Origin of the sequence: Streptomyces sp. NBC_01497, assembly GCF_036250695.1 — a bacterium.
Lineage (GTDB): Bacteria > Actinomycetota > Actinomycetes > Streptomycetales > Streptomycetaceae > Streptomyces.
Genome location: NZ_CP109428.1, coordinates 281,360 through 301,731, shown reverse-complemented (window position 1 = coordinate 301,731; position 20,372 = coordinate 281,360). Strand labels below are relative to the sequence as shown.

Annotated in this window: 12 protein-coding genes and 8 pseudogenes; 10 read left to right on the top strand and 10 right to left on the bottom strand. The window is 64.2% G+C overall.

Annotated features, from left to right (window positions below; genetic code table 11):
* Positions 1 to 892 precede the first annotated feature (892 nt).
* The 3 genes and pseudogenes from OG310_RS37385 to OG310_RS37370 form a co-directional block, all read right to left on the bottom strand.
* The gene (locus OG310_RS37385) at positions 893 to 1,147 is read right to left on the bottom strand and encodes a hypothetical protein (RefSeq protein ID WP_329460830.1); all 255 of its coding nucleotides are present in this window, start codon (positions 1,145 to 1,147) and stop codon (positions 893 to 895) included.
* A 507-nt stretch (positions 1,148 to 1,654) separates the two neighbouring features.
* Positions 1,655 to 2,254, bottom strand: coding sequence for a sulfite oxidase-like oxidoreductase (locus tag OG310_RS37375; protein ID WP_329460815.1), 600 nt, complete (start codon positions 2,252 to 2,254; stop codon positions 1,655 to 1,657).
* A gap of 351 nt (positions 2,255 to 2,605) precedes the next feature.
* Positions 2,606 to 3,807 (bottom strand): annotated as a pseudogene (locus tag OG310_RS37370) (IS3 family transposase).
* A 357-nt stretch (positions 3,808 to 4,164) separates the two neighbouring features.
* Here OG310_RS37370 and OG310_RS37365 point away from each other — a divergent pair.
* Positions 4,165 to 4,299 (top strand): hypothetical protein, encoded by a 135-nt coding sequence (locus OG310_RS37365; protein ID WP_329460671.1) that lies wholly within the window; start codon positions 4,165 to 4,167, stop codon positions 4,297 to 4,299.
* A gap of 14 nt (positions 4,300 to 4,313) precedes the next feature.
* Positions 4,314 to 5,032 (top strand): annotated as a pseudogene (locus OG310_RS37360) (IS5 family transposase); the annotation flags it as partial.
* Between the two features lie 188 nt (positions 5,033 to 5,220).
* On the opposite strand, the gene OG310_RS37355 reads toward OG310_RS37360, so the two are convergent.
* Positions 5,221 to 6,612, bottom strand: a complete 1,392-nt coding sequence (locus OG310_RS37355) for a mercuric reductase (protein WP_329460670.1) — start codon at positions 6,610 to 6,612, stop codon at positions 5,221 to 5,223.
* A 789-nt stretch (positions 6,613 to 7,401) separates the two neighbouring features.
* Here OG310_RS37355 and OG310_RS37345 point away from each other — a divergent pair.
* Positions 7,402 to 8,246 (top strand): IS5 family transposase gene (locus tag OG310_RS37345; protein WP_329460814.1). Its coding sequence is split into 2 segments (ribosomal slippage): positions 7,402 to 8,124 and positions 8,127 to 8,246, totalling 843 coding nucleotides; the frame shifts between segments, so codons are not numbered across the junction.
* A gap of 67 nt (positions 8,247 to 8,313) precedes the next feature.
* Here the strand turns inward: OG310_RS37345 and OG310_RS37340 are convergent.
* A complete protein-coding gene (locus OG310_RS37340) occupies positions 8,314 to 9,597 on the bottom strand; it encodes a PP2C family protein-serine/threonine phosphatase (RefSeq protein ID WP_329460669.1) in 1,284 nt (427 codons plus the stop codon).
* Between the two features lie 372 nt (positions 9,598 to 9,969).
* A pseudogene (locus tag OG310_RS38760) lies at positions 9,970 to 10,275 on the bottom strand (PAS domain-containing protein); the annotation flags it as partial.
* A gap of 175 nt (positions 10,276 to 10,450) precedes the next feature.
* On the opposite strand from OG310_RS38760, the pseudogene OG310_RS37335 reads away from it, so the two are divergent.
* A pseudogene (locus OG310_RS37335) lies at positions 10,451 to 10,983 on the top strand (IS5 family transposase); the annotation flags it as partial.
* A 165-nt stretch (positions 10,984 to 11,148) separates the two neighbouring features.
* On the opposite strand, the gene OG310_RS38755 reads toward OG310_RS37335, so the two are convergent.
* From OG310_RS38755 to OG310_RS37325, 3 genes are all read right to left on the bottom strand, one after another.
* A complete protein-coding gene (locus OG310_RS38755; protein ID WP_443078960.1) occupies positions 11,149 to 11,295 on the bottom strand; it encodes a TraR/DksA family transcriptional regulator in 147 nt (48 codons plus the stop codon).
* A gap of 545 nt (positions 11,296 to 11,840) precedes the next feature.
* The gene (locus OG310_RS37330) at positions 11,841 to 12,170 is read right to left on the bottom strand and encodes a hypothetical protein (RefSeq protein ID WP_329460668.1); all 330 of its coding nucleotides are present in this window, start codon (positions 12,168 to 12,170) and stop codon (positions 11,841 to 11,843) included.
* Positions 12,171 to 12,420: 250 nt separating this feature from the next.
* On the bottom strand, positions 12,421 to 13,176 hold the full coding sequence (locus tag OG310_RS37325; protein ID WP_329460667.1) for a ferredoxin reductase: 756 nt from the start codon (positions 13,174 to 13,176) through the stop codon (positions 12,421 to 12,423).
* A 745-nt stretch (positions 13,177 to 13,921) separates the two neighbouring features.
* On the opposite strand from OG310_RS37325, the gene OG310_RS37320 reads away from it, so the two are divergent.
* Positions 13,922 to 14,739, top strand: a protein-coding gene (locus OG310_RS37320; protein WP_329460043.1) for an IS5 family transposase whose coding sequence is annotated in 2 segments (ribosomal slippage) — positions 13,922 to 14,264 and positions 14,264 to 14,739 — 819 coding nt in all. Because the reading frame shifts where the segments join, the coding sequence is not laid out codon by codon here.
* Here OG310_RS37320 and OG310_RS37315 read toward each other — a convergent pair.
* A pseudogene (locus tag OG310_RS37315) lies at positions 14,729 to 15,891 on the bottom strand (RNA-guided endonuclease InsQ/TnpB family protein). The gene OG310_RS37320 and the pseudogene OG310_RS37315 sit on opposite strands and share 11 nt — an antisense overlap.
* A 73-nt stretch (positions 15,892 to 15,964) precedes the next feature.
* Here OG310_RS37315 and tnpA point away from each other — a divergent pair.
* The 5 genes and pseudogenes from tnpA to OG310_RS37290 all read left to right on the top strand — a co-directional run bounded on the left by tnpA (position 15,965) and on the right by OG310_RS37290 (position 19,764).
* On the top strand, positions 15,965 to 16,372 hold the full coding sequence (gene tnpA / locus OG310_RS37310; protein WP_329460666.1) for an IS200/IS605 family transposase: 408 nt from the start codon (positions 15,965 to 15,967) through the stop codon (positions 16,370 to 16,372).
* A gap of 112 nt (positions 16,373 to 16,484) precedes the next feature.
* Positions 16,485 to 16,813, top strand: a pseudogene (locus OG310_RS37305) (transposase); the annotation flags it as partial.
* A gap of 54 nt (positions 16,814 to 16,867) precedes the next feature.
* Positions 16,868 to 17,659, top strand: a pseudogene (locus OG310_RS37300) (IS5 family transposase).
* Positions 17,660 to 17,669: 10 nt separating this feature from the next.
* Positions 17,670 to 17,750, top strand: a pseudogene (locus OG310_RS37295) (IS5/IS1182 family transposase); the annotation flags it as partial.
* Between the two features lie 505 nt (positions 17,751 to 18,255).
* Positions 18,256 to 19,764: a dihydrolipoyl dehydrogenase family protein gene (locus OG310_RS37290; RefSeq protein ID WP_329460665.1), complete on the top strand. Its 1,509-nt coding sequence runs from the start codon at positions 18,256 to 18,258 to the stop codon at positions 19,762 to 19,764.
* Positions 19,765 to 20,372: the final 608 nt, after the last annotated feature.

Genomic DNA, 20,372 nt, shown 5'->3' with positions numbered 1-20,372 from the left:
GTCAGCCTGTTCGCCTTCAGGCGGCTTCTTCCACGGCCTGCGGAGGTCGGCGAGTAGCGGTCGTGCGAGTCGGAGCTGGGCACACGCGGCGAGCACAAGCCGAGCCCACCGGTCAGCCGCTTCCCGGCTGCGAAGCCTAGATTCACCCAGGCTCGGTTCATCCAAGAGCAATGAACCGGAATGTCCGCTTGATGTCGAAGCGGTGGAGGTAGGACCGCCGGCAGTGGTCGGCGTCTGCTTCCGCGGTGGCGGCGCGCGACTGCCATAGCCGTACTGGCTTGTCGACCCCGCCGCTGGGCAGTTTCTCCTCAATCCGGGGATGACAGTGCCCTCGGGGACGGTAGGCAGGCCGGCGTGGCCGAGCTGTGCGGCCCCGCGGGTCAGCTGCGGATGCAATCAGTTTCATGCCGACGCGGTCGCCTGCGATAGGGTCGGGGGTCCGTGACCGTCACGGAGGCTCGGTGCCCCAGGTTGCGGTGTCGCCGAAGACGACCCCGCCGCTGCGCTTGCGCACCCGACCACTCGTGGTTTTGGCCACGCTCAACTCCTTGCGGAGGGTCTCGGACGTCGAATCACTCGTTCCGAGTGAAGCTGGCTGAGGATCTCGACGGGCAGCAGCCCGCCAGCGGGCGGGCGACGCGCGGGGTGTCGCATCCGGCGTCCAGCACGACCAGGACCTCTACGTCGTCCGGCCGTTCGGCCACTCTCGGATCTGCACGGAGGCTACTGCCGGGACGCCCGCGGCGGGCGCCTTGTGGACCGTGTCGAGCAGCGTGGTCCCGAACGCGCGGCCGGTTTCCAGCGTGGCTATCGCCTCGGCCGAACGTGTGGCAAAAGGCCTGGTCTGCCGTTGTGTGGGTGCCGGGTTGCAGCTACGTCGGCCACAATCAGTTCACCATTCACCATTCACCGCTCTCGGTAGCGATACCCCGACCGGGAAATGACGCAGCCGTGCGATACCGGCCCGCTGGTTGAACCCCGCCGTGCAGAGCTTCGTGATCATGGCGGTATAGTCAGGCACCAGCGCGAAATCGACCAGCACTCGAATTGGCCCGTCCGTGCACAGCACCCCGTCGTACAACTCTGAACGGAAGCGCGACACTTCCGCGAACTCATCGCGCAAGACGCCCTGACGAACCAAGTCCACGACCACAGCCTTCGGTGCTCCACCCCGCGACGGATCACAGGATCCCGGTGTTACCCAAAGGCCGAAGGGTCTCCAGACGAGGGAGACCGTCGACTGCGGACAGGCCCGTCTTCTCGGCCATAGACCGGGTCGACCAGTGCGTCGTATTCGGGGTGCGTTCCAGGGTTGTGGCCATGGGGTCTGTCACTTGCTCGTCGCTCACCGTGCGGGGCTGCCGGGCCGGGCGTGCCGCCCAGGCCACGCAATCCTGTGCTCGACGAGGCGGGCCTGCCAGTGGTCCACCGCGGGCGCCGTTGACCCCAATTACGCCACAACGTCCTTGTTGGAAGTCCCGGTTGCATAGGCCAGGATGATCCGAGACCGCAAGGCTCACGCCTGAGTGCGGACTGGCACAGATAGGATTCCTGACTCAGAAGACTGGAACGCCCTGCCACTTATCAGTCAGGACTGCCATCCCTGCTTGGGATGAAGAACCGGGCAAAAGCGGCGCAACGGCCTGGAGCGGTTCTAGTCGCCCTGGTAGCGTTGCTCCCGCCACGGGTCTCCATATTCGTGGTATCCGGCGCTCTCCCAGAACCCAGGCTCATCGTCGACGAGCATGTCGATTCCGCGAACCCACTTCGCTGACTTCCAGAGGTAGAGATGCGGGACGAGTAGGCGCGCCGGGCCTCCGTGCTCCGGGTCCAGCTCCTCGCCCTCGAACTGGTGGACGATCCATGCTTTCCCGTCGAGGAGGTCCTCAAGGGGGAGATTGGTTGTGTAGCCGCCATACGAGTGGACGAGCGCGTACTCGGCGGACGTCTCCACGTCCGCGAGTAGCAGGTCAAGTGAGACCCCGGTCCATCGCGTGTCGAACTTGGACCATTTGGTGACGCAATGTAGGTCGACCCGCGGCTTTTCAGTCGGCAGCGCCAAGAAGTCTGCCCAACTCCACTCGTGGAGAGTGCCGCTTTCAGTCCTCACCTTGAAACGCCAGGTATCGACAGGAACCCTTGGGGTCGGCCCTGCTGATAGGACTGGGAAGTCGTGGGTCTCGTATTGGCCTGGCGGCAGCTTGTGCTCGGACTCCGAGCGCCTACCGTGGAAGCCGCGGGAAATTACAGGCATGTCGATGGCCCCCAGGAGGGTCAAGTGCTCACATAGTGAGGTGCGGACGTTACACACGTTCTAGCTGTACTCCCTAACTGTCCCATGATCGCGCCCAGCTCGCCACCTCCTGTGTGGGCTTTCAGGGCGGTTGCCGATGATGCCTTGCCGTCCGATCTCTGTCACAACGGGTTTTTCGCAGGTGAGCGGCCTGGCCCAGCACGGCGAGGCGCGGCGTTCCGAGCTACGTTTGACCTGACGCTCAATGTGTTGCGGGGAGGTTCGGTGAGTCAGTTCGGCTGATTGCGGGCCAGGGGTACGGCCGTCTGTCGCGGATGTTTGAGGGCTTTGACGTCGGATCCTGAACACGGGTTATGCGGCGTGTGTCAGCGTAGTTGGTGTGGGGTGGAAGGTGTTTTCGAAGGCGATCGGTGATCGTTGTCCGAGGCGGGAGTGTCGGCGTCGGGTTTGTAGCGGTGGAACCGTCTGAAGGCGTCGAGGTGGGCCTCGCGCTCGGTTGGCCAGTTCTTTTGTCCTTGCAGGGTCTCGCGTTTGAAGGTCGTGTTGAAGGACTTGGCGAGTGCGTTGTCCGCGCTAGACCTGACCGCGCTCATGCTCTGTCGGGCCCCTGCTGACCTGCAGGCTTGGGCGAAGGCCCTGCTCGTGTACTGGGCTCCGTGGTCGGTGTGCGTGATCGATCCGGCGAGGCTGCCGCGGGTGCGGATCGCTGCCGCCAGCGCGTCGGTCACGAGATCCGTGCGCATGTGGTCGGCGGTCGCCCAGCCGGCCAGACGGCGCGAGGCGGGGTCGGTGACGGTCGTCAGGCAGCAGAACTTCCCGCCCTCGACGGGCAGGTAGGTGATGTCGCCGACGTACTTCATGTTCGGCTTGCCCGCGGTGAAGTCGCGGCCGATCAGGTCCGGAGCCTTGGCCGCGGCCGGGTCGGGGACGGTGGTGCGGTGCCGGCGGTGCAACCGGAATCCTTCGATCCCGGACGCCCGCATGAGCCTGGCGACCCGCTTGTGATTGACCGCCTCACCGTTCGTCTCGCGGGGCCCGGCGGTGATTCTCCGGGCTCCGTAGGAGCTTCCGATTCCTGGTGCACCGCCCGTATCCGGATGGCGAGCTGTGCGTCGGCCGCTGCCGGGCGGCCCGGGCCACAGCCGTCCGGCGCCAGTAATAGAAGCTCGAGCGGGCGATGCCGAGGATGCTGCACAGCCGCTTCACGCCGTACCGGCGCTGGAGGTCGGCGACACACTGGAAGCGATTCACCAGCGCGTCTCCCCGGCGAAATACTTCGCCGCCTTCCGCAGGATCTTGCGTTCCTCCTCCAGCTCGCGGACCTTCTTCCGCAGAGCCGCGTTCTCCGCCTCCAGCGGGGCCGACGGCTCGGCCGGTTCCTGCGTCCGGCGTCCCCGAGGGCGACTCACGCCGGCTGCCCTCACCCAGTTCCGCAGGGTCTCCGCATTGATCCCCAGATCGGCGGCGACCGACCTGATCGTCGCACCGGGCCGCGACTCGTACAGCGCGACCGCGTCCGCCTTGAACCCCGGCGGGCAGTTCTTCATGACCACGAGATGTCCGTTCTTAGACCCTCAGGATCCAGTGTCTCGAGTGTTCAACATCAGGAGACAAGGCCCGAGCACCCATGCCCAGACTTGCTGCGCGCGAGGCAGCCTCGTCTTGTCAACAGCGCTCTCAGGCCCGGGCACACTCAATGGCTCGACTCGCGCCCTTGAAGGTCAGCTGCCACTGGGCCTTCACTTCCCATTAGGCGTACTCGTCCCAGACGATCCGCCAGGGCCTGCGCAAGCGCGGGCATTCAGACCGTGATCCCCGAGTAGGTCGGCCAAAAGGCCAACCGTCGGCGGCGAGGCGAGGCCGGCGGCGGACCGCCGACCTTCGACCGCGAGCTCTACCAGAACCGTAACGTGGTCGAACGCTGCTTCAACCGCCTCAAGCAGTTCCGCGCGATCGCGACCCGCTTCGACAAACTCGCCTCGGCCGTCACTTCACTGCGCCCGACCGGCTTCACGGGTAAGGCCGCCTCCTACATGGCCGGTTGAGGTAGATCGTTTCTATGGACAGGGCTCGTCGGGACTGGATTGTGCCGGCTGGGTTATGGGAGATAGCGCGGCCGTTGTTGCCCGCGGCGCGTGTGCGGCCGCAGGGCGGCAGGGTGGCGAACATCGACGATGAGGCGGTCTTCGCCGCGATCATCTATGTGCTGGTCAGCTGCTGCGTCTGGCGATCGCTGCCGCCGTGCTTCGGAGCGTCGAAGTCGACCGTGCACCGCCGCTTCGTCATCTGGTCCCGTGCCGGGGTCTGGGGCCGGCTGCATCAGAGGGTTCTGCAACTCCTCGGCGAGCAGGGCCTGGTCGACCTGTCCCGAGCAGTCCTGGACTCGGCTCATGTTCGCGCGAAAAAGGGGGCGAACTTGCAGGTCCGGGCCCCGTGGACCGGGGTAAGCACGGTTCCACAATGCATGTCCTGTCGGACGCGAACGGAGTGCCCTTACGCGTCGGACTCTCCGCGGCCAACACCCACGACAGCCTTGGGCTGAAGCCGATGCTGTCCCATTTCCACATGGGACACGAATCCCACGCAGCCCGGTCCAAGCCTCAGCGTCTCCATGCCGACAAAGCGTACGACGTCCCCCACCTGCGGAAATGGTTGTGGGGCAAGCACATCGGGGTCCGTATCGCCCGCAAGGGCATCGAGTCCAGCGAACGACCCGGACGCCGACGCTGGGTCATCGAACGCACCATGTCTTGGCTGACCGGCTACCGCAGACTCACGTAAACGACGCCTGGCAGGGCAGGACGGCTGGCTGCCTCCCTGGGTATCGCTGCCGTCGCGGCGCATGAACCGGGAGCAACGCATCCTTACGTTCCCAGAGGTCATCAGGCACAAGATCAGCAGATAGCAGAGAAATCCTGCCGACACTTCAACCAACTCTGGCCCACAAGATCCTTCGTTCTGAATGATCAGTGAGAGTCGACTGCCTGGAAGAGGCTGTTGAGGCCCTCGGCCAGCAACGGATGCGTGAAGATGGCATTCGCCATAGCGGTATACGGGAGCTTGCCGAGCATGGCGACCTGGATGATTGTCATGATCTCACCGCCTTCGGCGCCTAGGACAGCGGCACCGAGGATTTGTTGGGTGCGCGCGTCGATGACAGCCTTCATAAAGCCACGTGTTTCCCCGGTTTCAAGAGCCCGGATGACAGAACTCATCGGCACCTTGGCAACGCGTACGGTGAGGTTCTGCTCCCTCGCTTGCCGCTCGGACATGCCGACACGACCAAGTTGCGGGTCGATGAACACAGCGTACGGAACGAGCCTCCCCTGTGTGCTTACCTTTTCGCCGCCCAGCAGGTTAGCGCGCAGGATCCGGTAGTCATCGTAGGACAGGTGAGTGAAGGCCGGACCACCCTTGACGTCTCCCATTGCGTAGACACCGGGGACAGAGGTTTCCAAGTACTCATTGACCTCGATGGAGCTGTTGTCCAGCAGCCGGACACCGGCCGCGGTCAGTGCGAGGGCTTCTGTGTTGGGAATCCGGCCGATGGCCGACAACAGGTGGGAGCCCTCGATCTGCTGCTCGCCATCGGCTGTGCGAATGGTGAGCCGTACTCCCCCGGAGTCACTCTTCTCGACCCGTTCCGGGGTTGTCGAGGTCATGACGGCAATCCCGTCGTCGCGCAAGATTGCAGCAACCTCGTCACTGATGTCATCGTCCTCTGCTGCCAGTAGGCGCGGACCCGTCTGGATGATTGTGACCTTGCTTCCGAACCTGCGGAACATCTGCCCGAACTCGAGCCCGATGTAACCGCCGCCGAGGACAATCAAATGCTTCGGGAGCACGTCCAGCCCCATGATCGAGGTGGAGTACAAGACAGGGACGTCGTGTGCACCCTGGATAGCCAGGGGCTTGGGTCTCGTGCCCGTGTCGATAACGATCACCGGCGCGCTGATCCCCAGCGTCCCACCGTCTTTCAAGGCGACCTCGATTGTCTTTGGCCCCGTGAAGCGAGCCTCTCCTTCAATCAGGTCGAGCCCGTCCTGTGCCAGACGGCTTGCGTAATTTTCCCGCGCGCCCGCGACCATGGCCTGCTTACGCTCCAGCACGGCTACGAGGTCGACTGATACTGGACCGGTCCGCACGCCGTATTCCGCCCCGCGCCGCGCCTGGTGAGCGAGGCGCGCGCTGGCGACCATTGTCTTGGTCGGGGTGCACCCGGTATTCACGCAGACCCCACCTAGATGATCGCGCTCGACGAGGGCCACTCTCTTGCCTGCCTTGGCGAGATCTACGGGCAGGAATCGGCCGCCTTGGCTGGTACCGATCACAATCACGTCATAGCGCTCGTCCGTCATAGGTTGATCGTAACCCTGTGTCGCCCCTTGTGCACTGAGGTGACAACAAGTGGCTTTCCCACCCCCGCTCAGTCACACCCACCCACTGAGCGACCGCCTCCGCCCCAGTCCTTGGCTGCTCAGCGTGATCGGCTTCACCCTCGTCTCCGCCTGCATCGTGGCCGGCGCCCGCCTGCTCCGGGGGCTGCTTGGGTCCGTCGTCATCCCCCCGGACATTGATCTGGCAATCGCACTTTCTATGTCACAGCCCCCGCGGGCCTCTCATGTTGTTTGGCGACTACGCGGGTTTGGCCGAAGCGGTCGGTGCGGTGCGCGCCGGCTGGTTGGCTGAGTCACCCGAACCTGTACGACAGCGCGCAATCTCCGACGTCGCCGATCGATCACATCGCCTCGGATCAGACCTGCCACTCCCAGAGCCGTGGAGGCATGGCATACGCGTACAGGCCGTCACCGGACCGTTCGGCCGCCTACTATGGGCCTCGCCCGTGTTGCCCGGCACCATGCACGACACCAAGGCCGTCCACACCTACGAGTGTCTTTCCGCGGCGGGCGCCGAAGCCGCCTCTGGCGGCCAGCAGGTCGTCAATGTCGCTCGCGCCCGCCCTGCGACGTCCGTGAGTAGCCCATGACTGCCGTCAAGAGCTGGCGCCTGCCACACAGACCCTGCTGCAGCAGCACTACTGGCGTCGTTCAGGCCGCCCACCTCGCAGCTGACCTGGTCAAGCTGAGGCTGGAACAGGCTCAGCGGCTGTCCTGTGCTGTCCATCTAATTCTAAGACCGTGTCCTACATGGACAGTTGGTCGTTGAGGCGGGCATGGGGGAGTGGACGGTGGGGATGGATTGTTCCGGACGGACTGTGGGAGATCGCTAGGCCGCTCTTGCCGCCGGTGCGTGTACGGCCGCAGGGCGGTGGGGTGGCGAACATCGATGACGAGGCGGTCTTCGCAGCGATCATCTACGTACTGGTCAGCGGGTGTGCATGGCGTGCGTTGCCGCCGTGCTTCGAGGCCTCAAAGTCAACGGTGCACCGCCGGTTCGTCATCTGGTCGCGCGCAGGTGTCTGGGGCCGGCTGCATCAGAAGATCCTCCAACCCCTGGACAGGCAGGAGTTGGTCGACCTTTCCCGGGCGGTCCTGGACTCGGCTCATGTTCGCGCGAAAAATGGGGGCGCACTTGCAGGTCCGAGTCCCGTGGACTGGGGTAAGCCCGGTTCCACAATGCATGTCCTGTCGGATGCGGACGGAGTGCCCTTACGCGTCGGACTCTCCGCGGCCAGCACCCACGACAGCCTTGGGCTGAAGCCGATGCTTTCCCCTTTCCACACGGGACACGAATCCCACGCAGCCCGGTCCAAGCCTCAGCGTCTCCATGCCGACAAGGCCTACGACGTCCCCCACCTGCGGAAATGGTTGTGGGGCAAGCACATCGGGGTCCGTATCGCCCGCAAGGGCATCGAGTCCAGCGAACGACCCGGACGCCGACGCTGGGTCATCGAACGCACCATGTCCTGGCGCTCACCGGCTACCGCAGACTCAACCACCGCTACGAACGCCACCCCGGCAACCACCTGGCCTTCCTCGGGCTGGCAGCCGCCCTCTGCTGCTACAAACGCTTCCTCGACCTCACCATGTAGGACACGGTCTTAAGTAGCCAATCCTGGCGCAGAGCTGCCAGGGTTGTGAATGCCCGCGGCAACGGGTTCAGGTACGTCGGATAACCAGGACCGCGACGTCATCGAGGTGGTCCATGGCAATCGCGCCCTCGATGAGTCGGTCGGCGGTTGACTCGGCATTCAATCCATCGTGGAGTGCTGTAGCTGCCAGTCTTCCCACGTGGTCGAGTCCTGCATCAAGCGTCAAGTTTGGCCCCTCGACCAGGCCATCGGTGACCATGATCAATGCGGTATCTCTTTCGAGGGTGAATGTCTGTTCTGGGTAGGCTGCGTGGCTCAGAACCCCAAGCACTGGGCCGCCCGGCAGCATGTGAACGTCGTAGCTCCCATCCTCATGCGCCGATAGGAGCGGGACATGGCCCGCACTCGCCCCCGTGACCAGTCCGTTGCGTGGGTCGAAGTGCAGCATGGTGCAGCTGGCGAACCGTTTTGCGGCCATGGTGACGAGTAGATCGTTGATACGTGTAAGTACTGTCGTCGGATCTGACTCCTGATTGGCTATCGCTCGCAGGGACGTACGAACCTGTCCCATGACCGCTGCAGCGTCTACGTCGTGGCCCTGGGCGTCTCCGATCTCTACCGTCACCGCTCCGTCGCGCGTCACGAAGGCGTCATACCAGTCACCACCGATGTCCAGCCCGTCCTGGCTGGGTTGGTAGCGGGCGGCGACATCGAGTCCAGGGAGATGATCGGGGAGCCTGGGAAGCATTGCGTGCTGGAGCGCAACGGCCAGCTCCACACGAGCCTGGTGCACACCTATGCGCTTGAGTGCCTGGCCTGTCAGCTCAGCCACCATATTGATCAGGGTTCGTTCATTCCGGGAAGGATGACGGCCTTTATCGCAGGTCATCATGCAGGCCCCTTGAGGCTGGATGCCCATGGGCCCGAGAGGCGTGATCACCAGCGCCATATCGGGGCCGAACGATGGCAAGTTGCCCCCCTCGGGCCAGCGACGGACGTAGTCCTCGCGATCGTGGATGAGCTGAGGTTCTCCGGTACGGATGGCGTGAGGGAGAGGGTTCGGCGCATCCAGGGAGAGACCATGCAGAGCGTCGACCAGTTGTGGGGTGACAGCAGCGTCGGAAGACACGCGTAGGCGGCGCTTGTCGTCGACAACCGCGAACAAGGCGCCCGTGCCCCCGAAAGATGAGGCAGCACGCGTCAGGACAACCTGCTGCAGCTCCTGCTCAGTGGCTGCGGTGATCAGAGCGGAGGCGAAATCGGCCAGCTCCGCAGCGTGCTGGCGCTGCGCACTCAAATCCGCCAGCACCCTCTGCCGACGCGTCTCTTGCAAAGTATCGTCACGGACCACCCCGAAAATGCGCTGAGGTCCGTCATACCCCAGTCGAACACGATGCAACTGACAAGCTAGGCTCCGCCAGTTGTCTAGCTCGTCACGGAATCGGAACCGAAGCCACTGAGGTTCCGTGGCATATGAACGCATAAGGCGTCGAAGGGCATGCCTGTCATCTGGATGGACGTGTCGGAAGACCCAGGAAAGGGTCACGGCTGCCTGTGGAAATAGTGCCGCCAGACGGGACGCCCCCCCCAGCCATTCCAGGTTCTGATCGTGCGGTGAATAGACAGACACTCCGAGGCCGGCTGCCTTGGCTGCCAACCCGAGCGGGATCAGCAGGCTCCCCAGGTCGTTTTCCGTTTCCAATGAGTACAACCACACGAATCCCTCCCCGCCGGGGGAGGCTTGCAACGGCTGCGCCGCTATAAGGCAAACTACTGATATGCCACCATACTCTGGGAATCCGAGCACATGCATAGCTACGGAGTTTGTCGTGGCCCCGTGGGTCACAAGATCTTCCGCCACCTGCCGCTGCGATTCCGGGAAGAGACTGGAGAAGGTCTGTCCAATACACTGCTCAGCCGTCTTGCCCAACGTCTTAGCCATCGCGGCGTTGACAGAACGAACGGTACCGTCCAGGGTAACAAGAGCCGACGGGCTCAGCCTGCGAAGAACGTCCTCCGAGGCATCCATCACCACTCCCAACGGGAGACGACAACTAGAGCGTCCCTCTTCAAATTACACCTACGAGCGGCAGGCTGTTGACGCGAGGACTCAGCGGGAGTGGTAAAAGATCACTTCAACCGCTGCACGCGCTCAACGCCCACTTAGACCGTGTCCTATGTGGGGTTGGCTTGTTGGTCTGCGCATGGGGCGGGGTACGTGGGGTTGGGTTGTTCCGGAGGGTCTGTGGGAGATCGCGGAGCCGCTGCTCCCGCCGTTCAGGGTGCGGCTGCAGGGCGGTGGGACGCAGGACACGCCTGATGAGACGCTGTTCGCGGCGATCATCTACGTCCTGGTCAGCGGCTGTTCCTGGCGGGCATTGCCGCCCTGCTTCGGGATATCGAAGTCGACGGCCCACTGCAGGTTCTTGATCTGGTCGAGAGCCGGTGTCTGGGGCCGGCTCCACGAGGAGATCCTGCACCGCCTGGACAACGCCGGCCTGCTCGACCTGCCCCGGGCGGTGCTCGACTCCGCGCACGTGAGGGCTAAAAAAGGGGCGAACTCACAGGTCCGAGCCCCGTGGACCGTGGTAAGCCGGGTTCCACAATGCACGTCTTGTCGGACGCGAACGGGCTGCCCCTCCTTGTCGGCGTCTCCGCAGCGAACACCCACGACAGCCTCGCGCTGAATCCCATGGTTCAGGGTCACCAAACGAGACACGACCCTCATCGCGGCCGCCCGCGGCATCGATGAGGGTCGTGGATACCCCTGCTCAATCGGCACTGCACTCGATTGTCACGGCGACTCCGCAACGTAGGACGGCGGACCGCCATACTTGATCCCGGGGAGTAGCCGGCCGAGTCCTGGTGATTCGACCCCGGCACCCGGTCTCTTGGTGCGGCTCTACCGGCGAGGCTCAGGCGATGCTGCGCACGCTACACAAAGGTGCGTAAGTGGTACCAGTGCAAGGCGTTCCGGATCAATCTCCTGGGCGCAAGCCGTGCAAACGCCGTAGGTACCGTCCTCTAGCCGCTCCTGGGCCTCAGACACCTTCTTCAGCCTGGATTGCACACCGGCTACTTCCCGATCAAAATCACGGAGTGCCTGCTGCACCTCGCCCGCGTCCCCTGCATTGAGAGAACAATCGGCCAGGATTTCCCCCTTGCGGGCATCTACCGTCGCGAGGAAGTCGCGAAGGATACTTTCCTCTTGCTCAAGACGGTCAAGGGTCTCAGTTTCTTGCTTACTGTCCAGTGGGTCGTTTCCAGCGAGATGCTTCACGCCTTGTTTCACTCCCTCCAGAACTTAAGGATTCACTCGGGCCCGGTGGCGCGGTCAGTCTTTTGTATAGTCCCTAGCAGCAGTGCACGCTACCGGATGGTATCGCCGACACCACGCTGAGCGGCCGCCGAGCGAAGGTTTGAGATGGTGCACCGAGTGACCCCCGCTCACGATCGGGAGGAGTTTGAGCGGGTGTCAGTGATCGCGCCCTATCCGTTTGCCGGAAGGCCAGTCCGCGATCGAGACACCCCCAGCCCTTTGGCAAGTAGCTCCCCCGCATGCCTGGCACTAACGGTCGGCGCACCTGCTTCGAGTTACTGGTAGCGGCCGTCGAATTGAGTGCCTCCCTCCACGCCTGAGAACCGGAGGCCGACAACGCTGCCAGCCTCTACGATCCATCGCAGATCATAGGAAGCCCGGTAGCTCGGCGGCCAGAACGAGCAGAAGTTGCCATCCTCGTCCACTCTCCATTCACCTTCTGTGGGACGGCCCGCCTCGATATAACGAGTAGACCCGTCCGGGGCGAAAGTCTGGACAGACCCGTTGTCGTAGATCAACTCACCAGCGGTGACGGCGATCGGGATCTGCTCGACAGAGACGCGCTCTCCATCCTCGACTTGAAGCCCTTCGAGTTCTCTCCGCATGTCTTCCTCCTCTTGCCGCAACTTCTGCTGCCCCGGCTTATTCAACACCCTGCCGAGGGCGCTGACGAGGGCTTCCTGGCGTGTTTGTGACCTACAACGACTCCGTAGCCACAGCTCGGCCGTTTCACTCTGGGCTAATTGAGGTGACGGCTCACTCGCGAGGGAGGCCTGGGCCGGAAGGCATGGCAGGCCCACGATTCTCTTATGTGTGAGAGATGTGCTGGCTAAGGGGTGCCAGCCTGCTGCTGGATCACTTACCGCTGCCACCGAAGCGTTCGACACGAATGCGTTTAGAATTATGCCCCAGGAGTAGGAGATAATTGGATGCTTTCTCTGCGAACGCGGTTGGGCCGCATACGTAGCACGTTGGCTCGAGCTCCGGCGGCCACCCGTTTTTGACTAGATCTGAAGGGACAATGCGGCATGGCGGACGCTTTGCACCCTGCGGCGCCTCGCGCGTATAAAGGTGAGCGACATCGACGCCGCTCAGATTACTCCGTAGCTCATTCGTGTAAAGACCGTCTGCGGGTGAGCGTAGTGAGTAAAGCAAACGGAACGGCGCCCTGCTGGAGGCGGACTCGCGGCTCCGGATCATCGACACCAAAGGTACGAGCCCCGAGCCACCTGCCACTAGCAGGATAGGTTCTGTCTGCTCCGGTCTCCAGACGAACCATCCGCCCACCGGTCCGCGCAGTTCCAGTTGGTCTCCCGGCCGAACTTCGTCCGCCAGGTAGGGGGAGACCTCACCGTCGGGCAGTCGTTGGATCGTGAGCTCGAGGTGTTTGTTTTCGGGCGAGGACGCAATGGAATAGCTTCGCTGTGTGCTGTAGCCGTCCTCGGCCGTCAGCCGCAGGTCGATGTGCTGACCCGCTAGGTGCCCGGGCCAGTCAGGTACGTCCAGGACCAGAGTCACGGCTGCGGCCGACTCCTCGCGGCGCCCAACGACTTCAGCTGTCTTCCAGCGCAGCCGGTCACCCAGCGTCCTCTGTACCGTCGCTTTCGCCACGTGGCCTCCGTTGTAGTGGCGTCCCTCTCGAAGAGGGACTGCGGCATATGGAGGAACTATATTCTTGCACCTCGCCGACCCGCACGACCTCGATAGGGATCAGACGCCCCGCGCATGACGATGCCTCTCGGGGCCCGGTGTGGACGCGGCACTGACAAGTCGAGGTCACAGCGCGACCGGTCCATCTGGTGGCGGTCACCTGGTTCGTCGAGGACGACGCGATGCAGGCGAACCCGTACCCCTTCCCTGGATTATCGGGCGAAGCGGCCACTCCCGCTGACAGTACTCGATCCCACCTTGTAAGACACGGTCCAAAACGCCGCTGGCCCAAGTCTCGCAGTTCGTGGCGTCCTTCCGTTCAACCAGGTTATGCCACCTCAATCATAGCGCTCGCCTTAGCTCCCACGTCGGCGCAAGCCCTCTCACAGCCAGCAGCAACTAAGGGCTGTCCCGTAACTCTGGGCACCGCTTGCCAATGTCCGGTTCGACCTATTTGGCTAGGATCCGATTTAGGCCGCAATTCGGGGCGCAACCAGACAACCAGATCTGCTTGTGGTGACCTACCGACCTCTGCCCTGAGTTACGGGACAACGCTTAGGCTCACGTCAGAGCCTTCGCGCTCCTGAAAGTGCTCGCTCGCTTGCGCATGTCGTGCGGTCTGAGTCCGTGCTCTGGCACTTACGCTCTTGACATCCTCGCCCACCTAAGACAGTGTCCTATGTGGGAGCGTCTCGTTGAGCTGAACATGGGGCGAGGTACGTGGAGTTGGATTGTTCCGGATGGTTTGTGGGAGATCGCGGAGCCATTGATCCCGCCGTCGAGGGTGCGGCCGCAGGGCGGCGGGACGCAGGACACGCCTGATGAGACGCTGTTCGCGGCGATCATCTACGTCCTGGTCAGTGGCTGTGCCTGGCGGGCCCTGCCACCCTGTTTCGGCATTTCGAAGTCCACCGCGCATCGCCGGTTCCTGATCTGGTCGAGAGCCGGGGTGTGGGGCCGGCTCCACGAGGCCGTGCTGGATCGGATCGACGAGTGCGGACTGCTCGACCTCACACGCACTGTCCTCGACTCCGCCCACGTACGGGCTAAAAAGGGGGCGAACTCACAGGTCCGAGCCCCGTGGACCGAGGCAAGCCGGGCTCCAAGATGCACGTCTTGTCGGACGCGAACGGGCTGCCCCTCGTCGTCGGCGTCTCCGCAGGCAACACCCCTGACAGCCAGGGCCTGAAGGCGATGGTCGCCGGTCTCCAAACGAGACACGACCCCGAAAACGGCTGGCACTACAAACCCCGCAAGCTCCACGCCGACAAGGCGTACGACCAGCGCGACCTGCGACGATGGCTCCGCGGCAAACGCATCGGCGTCCGCATCGCCCGCAAAGGAATCGAGTCCAGCGAACGATTAGGCCGACGACGATGGGTCATCGAGCGGACCATGTCCTGGCTGACCGGCTACCGCAGACTCAACCACCGCTACGAACGTCATCCCCGCAACTACTTGGCCTTCCTCGGCCTCGCCGCCGCCCTCTGCTGCTACAAACGACTCATTCGGCTCACCACATAGGACACTGTCTAAGGGGGGCGATTCCCGCCTGACTGCCGGATGTCCGGCTCGTCTTCGGGTGGGTTCCTGCTTCTTCGCGCTGCGCCGGTAGGAGTACCGGTCTTACCTGCGCTCGACAGGCTGATACCGCCAGTCCGGCGGCCTTCGCGACGTTGATCGCCGCGTTGATGTCCCGGTCCAGGACGGCTCCGCAGGCCCCGCACGTCCAGACACGGACGATGAGGGGCTTGGGGCCGTCCTTGATGCCACACACGGAGCACACCTGTGAGGTCGGCTCGAAGCGTCCGATTGCGTGAAAGGTCCGCCCATGCAGGGCGGCTTTGTACGCCAGCATCGTGGTGAACGCGGACCATCGCGTCGTGCACGGATTTGGCCAGACGCGTGCGGGCGAGCCCCTTCACCGCCAGGTCCTCCACGGCGACCGCTTGGTTCTCGCGGATCAACTGCGTGGAGAGCTTGTGGTGGAACTCGCGCCCGCGCATCGGCGGCCCGTGCGTGGGCGCGTGCGACCTTGATTCGGGCCTTGGCCCGGTTCTTCGATCCCTTGGCCTTCCGGCTGAGGTCACGCTGAGCCTTCTTCAGCTTCTTCTCGGCCCGGCGCAGGAAGCGCGGGCTGTCGATCTTCCGACCGTCGGAGAGGATCAACGACGTTGTCCGTGGCGGGCAGCGTCTCAGGGTCGGTCTCGACCACGAACGAGGCGAAGTACCGGCCCGAACTGTCCTTGACCACGGTCACTGTGGACGGGGCCGACGGCATGGAGCGGGACCACTTCACGGCCACGTCACCGATCTTGGGGAGCCGGAGCTTCCCGCCGGCCATGATCTTCCATCCGGCGTTCGCGGTGAACTGGACCGGCTGCCGAGTGCCCTTCCGCGACGTGAGCCGGGGCGACCCCGTCTTGGGGCGCTTGCCTTTGAGGCCGTCGAAGAAGTTTCGGTGTGCGGTATCCAGGTCCCGGAGGGACTGCTGGAGGATCACCGCCGACACCTCGGCAAGCCAAGCCCGCTCGGGGGTCTTCCTCGCGGCCGTGAGCTGCTTGGACAGCCCGCCGGACGGGATGAACGGCAGCACGGCGGCACGGGCAGTCTCGCGGGCCCGAAGGGCGTCGTTGAAAACAACCCGAGCACACCCGAACGCCCTGGAAACGCCATGCGCTGACCGGCGCTCGGCTACACGCGGAAGCTGTACCGAAGCTGCACGCCGATCACTATGATTCTTTGGCTTATGTCACCACGATGGGCCCCGAATCTCGATGTACGCAACGGTCGTCATGTCGTGTACAACCTTCATGTCCATTTGGCTTTCGTCACCAGGTACCGGCGCAAGGCCATGACCGACGCCATGCTGACGCGGTGCGAGGGGATCATGCGGGAGGTATGCGCGGACTTCGAGACCGAGCTGAAGCAGTTCAACGGCGAGGACGACCACGTGCCGAAGGTCCAGCTCTCCAGGCTGGTCAACTCACTCAAGGGCGTGTCCGCCCGGATGCTGCGCAAGGAGTACGACGGGCACGTGCGTCGCTATCTGTGGGGCGGGCACTTCTGGTCCGGCTCCTACTTCGCCGGGTCCTGTGGCGGCGCGCCACTGACCGTGGTCAAGCAGTACGTTGAGAACCAGAAGCGGCCCATCTGACCGTCACCGCGGAGGCGCAGGGAACTCCGGCGCTTCGCACCTCTGGGCCAAGGATGCGCTTCACCCCCGCCCTAAAGGGCGGAGCACTGCGCAAGATCAGAGGCCGTGGGAAGTGGATGACGAGTTGTGGGCGGTGGTCGAGCCGCTGTTGCCCGAAGTCGAGCGCCGGGTCCGGCATCCTGGGCGCAAGCGGCATCCGGACTGGCTGGTGTTCCAGGGCACCCTGTTCGTGCTGCATACCGGGATCGCCTGGGAACACCTGCCGCAGGAGATGGGGTTCGGCTCGGGCATGACCTGCTGGCGGCGCCTGGCCGAGTGGACCGATGTCCGGGGTGTGGCCCCGGCTGCACGAGGTTCTGCTCGCCAAGAGCTGCGTGGCGCGACCGCTCTGGACTTCTCCCGGCGGCTGTCGATGGCTCCCACATCCGGGCATTAAGGGGGCTCTAAGAAGACATCTCATTTGGCTAGTCGGGGTATTCTGCGCTGGTGGGGATTGTGGAGCGTCTTGTACCTGATGACTTGTGGGATCTGTTCCAGCGGGTGGTGCCGCCGGCTCCGGTTCGGCCGCAAGGTGGTGGCCGGCGGCGACATGGGGAACGTGAGGTGTTGGCGGCGATTGTCTTCGTTGCCACGTCGGGCTGTACGTGGGCGCAGTTGCCGCCGTCGTTCGGGCCGTCAGGGCCGACAGCCCACCGGCGCTTCAGCGAGTGGTCGAAGGCCAGGGTGTGGGCCAAGCTGCACCGCCTGGTCCTGGACGAACTCGGGGCGCGCGGCGAGCTGGACTGGTCGCGGTGCGCGATCGACTCGGTGAACATGCGGGCCCTGAAAAGGGGGACCTGACAGGTCCGAATCCTGTGGATCGCGGTAAGTACGGGTCAAAGATCCACTTGATCACCGAGCGGACTGGTTTACCGCTCTCGGTCGGCATCTCCGGCGCGAACATGCACGACAGCCAGGGCCTGGAGCCGCTGGTACGAGGTATCCCGCCTATCCGCTCCCGGCGCGGCCCCAGGCGGAAAGCCGGGCAAGCTGCACGGCGACAAAGGCTACGACTACCGCCACCTGCGTCAATGGCTCAGCAACCGCGGCATCACCCACCGCATCGCCCGCAGAGGCGTCGACTCCTCCGAGCGCCTGGGCCGTCATCGCTGGGTCGTGGAACGGTCGATGTCCTGGCTCGCCGGCTGCCGCCGCCTCCACCGCCGCTACGAACGCAAAGCAGAACACTTCCTCGCCTTCGCCGGCATCGCCGCAACCCTCATCTGCTACCGCCGACTAGCCAAATGAGATGTCCTCTAAGGCGGGACGAAGTCCTGTGGACCGGGGCAGGGCGGGCAGTAAGCACCACCTGATCACCGATGCCACCGGCATCCCGCTCACCGCCGTATAAGCACTAGAAAGACGGACCTAAGGGTTGTCCCGTAACTGGTTCGACGTCTTGCGCGCGTCCGGTTCGACCTGATTCGCGTCGATGTCGTCGAGCCTCGAAACTCAGGCCAGAAGCGGACAACCCGTCCGAGTGACGATGACCGTCCGCCCCTCCAGTGACTTACGGGACAGCCCTTAGGTGCACGATGCGCTGAGCGGAGTACGGGCGGAGACTTAGGGAACGGGCTGGCTGGCGCAACCCGGCTCCCGAAGGAGCGCTACGAGGCTCCGTCTCCATTCCCCTGAGGACGGTTCACTGGAGAATGGAGGGAAAGTGCCGCGTCACCCAGGGGGAGGGTCCACCTCAACCCGGAGGGCCGGCTCCGTTCACGGCACATCATCCCTAGGGGATGATGAGGTGTCTCCTTATCGCCTCGTGATGGTACGGCCGAGAGCCGCCAACGCCCATACTGTCGGTGGCGAGCAGTCGCGTACGAGAGAGCCGGTGGGATCCGATGAAACCCTCTGTAGACCCAGACCGTTCCGAGTGGGACGTCATCGTCCTGGGGGGCGCTGCCGCAGGAGAGAACGCGGCGCAGTACGCGAGCCAGTTCTCCGGCCTGGAAACTGTCGTGGTGGAGGCGGAACTACTGGGCGGGGAGTGCTCATACTGGGCCTGCATGCCGAGCAAGGGTCTGCTAAATCCCGTAGAAGTCTTCAACGCGACCCACCACATTCCCGGCCTGTCTTCGATCACCGATGCGGCACGCATCGACGTGGACGCAGTCCTGGCCCGCAGGGACGCTATCGTTAACCACCTCAGTGACGACTCCCAGGTCGCTTGGGCCCTGGCCACCGGTATTGACGTTGTCCGAGGGTACGGCCGCCTCGCTGGGGAGCGCTCTGTCATCGTCACTGCTCCGGGTGGTGCCACCCGTACCATCACGGCCCGGCACGCGGTCGTCATCGATACTGGGTCCTCTGCGGCGCTCCCGTCCGTGCCTGGATTGCGCGAAGCCCTGCCCTGGACGTCCAAAGACGTTACGAACCTGCACCGGGTACCCCGCCGTGTAGTCATCTTCGGCGGCGGTGTGGTGGCTTGCGAGGCGTCGACGTGGCTGCGTGGTCTTGGAGTTGAGGAACTGAGCGTGGTGCACCGTGGCGAGGCGCTGCTGGAGAGGCAAGAGCCGTTCGCCGGCAGGCTGGTGGGCGATGCGCTGGCCGCCGCAGGTGTCCTGCTCTATCCGGGCCGGAACATCAGCGAGGTACGCCGTGACGCCGTGGAGGACACCGGTATCGGCCAGGTGCACGGAGGGGAGGTCTCGGTCGTACTCGACGACGGTACAACCCTCAGTGCGGACGAACTCGTCGTTGCGGCGGGACGGGTTCCAAATACCACGGACATCGGGCTTGCGACCGTAGGGCTCCCCAACAGCGGCTACATTGACGTCGACGACCAACAGATGGTCCGCGGTGTTGGCGGTCGATGGCTTTATGCAATTGGCGATGCCTGTGGCCGTGCGCTGCTGACCCACATGGGCAAGTACCAGGCCCGGGTTGCAGGCGAGGTTATTGCCGCCCGCGCCCTCGGCGCCCAGCCCGAAGGCCACGACAAGAGCCGACTGAGTAGTGCGGAGGGCCATCGGGCCGTTCCCCAAGTGACGTTCACCGATCCGCAGGTCGGCTCCTCGGGGCTGACGGAGCGACAGGCAAGAGATATGGGCCTAGACGTGGAGACGGTTGAGTACGACATGGCTGCGCTCGCCGGCACTTATGTACTGCGGGACAACTACACAGGGCGTGCCAAACTGGTCGTGGACCGGGCAACGGACACCCTCGTGGGCGCCACCTTTGTCGGGCCGGGTATCGCCGACCTGGTGCACTCAGCCACCATGGCGATCGCTGGCTGCGTCCCGCTCACAGTGCTGTGGCATGCCGTTCCGAGCTATCCGACACCGAGCGAGGTGTGGCTTCGGCTACTGGAGGCGTTGGGGCAGCAGCGCGTCAGGCGTCTGGACGGCTGACGCAACGGGGTGATCGTCAGGCGTCCATGTTCTGGCAGGGTAGGGAGCCATGCTGGCTCCGCCAGGGGCAACCTGGGCAGGGCTGTCGGCCGGAAGCGCCTTATGCAGGCAAGGCCCCGCGTGCGTCTGTCCCAGCAGGATGCACACTCTGTGGATCAGGGTTTGCCTGGCAGGCGCAGCGCCGCACTCTACGCTGCAATGTTGCATGGCCTTCCCTGGAGCCGCGCGGGTCGAAGGATTCACGCTTCCAAGCTACGGCCGGTACGTCGAATGTCGGGAGAGGTCCGTGCATTACGGCGTATGCCGCACCATGGGACATCTATTTCGGGTGAGGGGTTCCCGCGTTGTCGACCTCTGATGCGGGTTGGGACAGCACGCCGATCGGGTTCGCTACGTCCAGGCCGAGCTCACTAGCGGTGATCGCGAGGGACGGCGAGCGCCCTCGGGAGAGGGGGCGGCCGTGCGTTCCCTTCGTGAAGCGGGGGGGGAGCCGAGATACCGCCGAAAGGGACTGCAGGCCCCTGCTGAGGACTGGGCGTCCGGTAACGCGTGCCGAGCGATGCAGAGTTGGCTAGGGGGTCGCCGGTGACCATTCCGCCAGGGGCTGC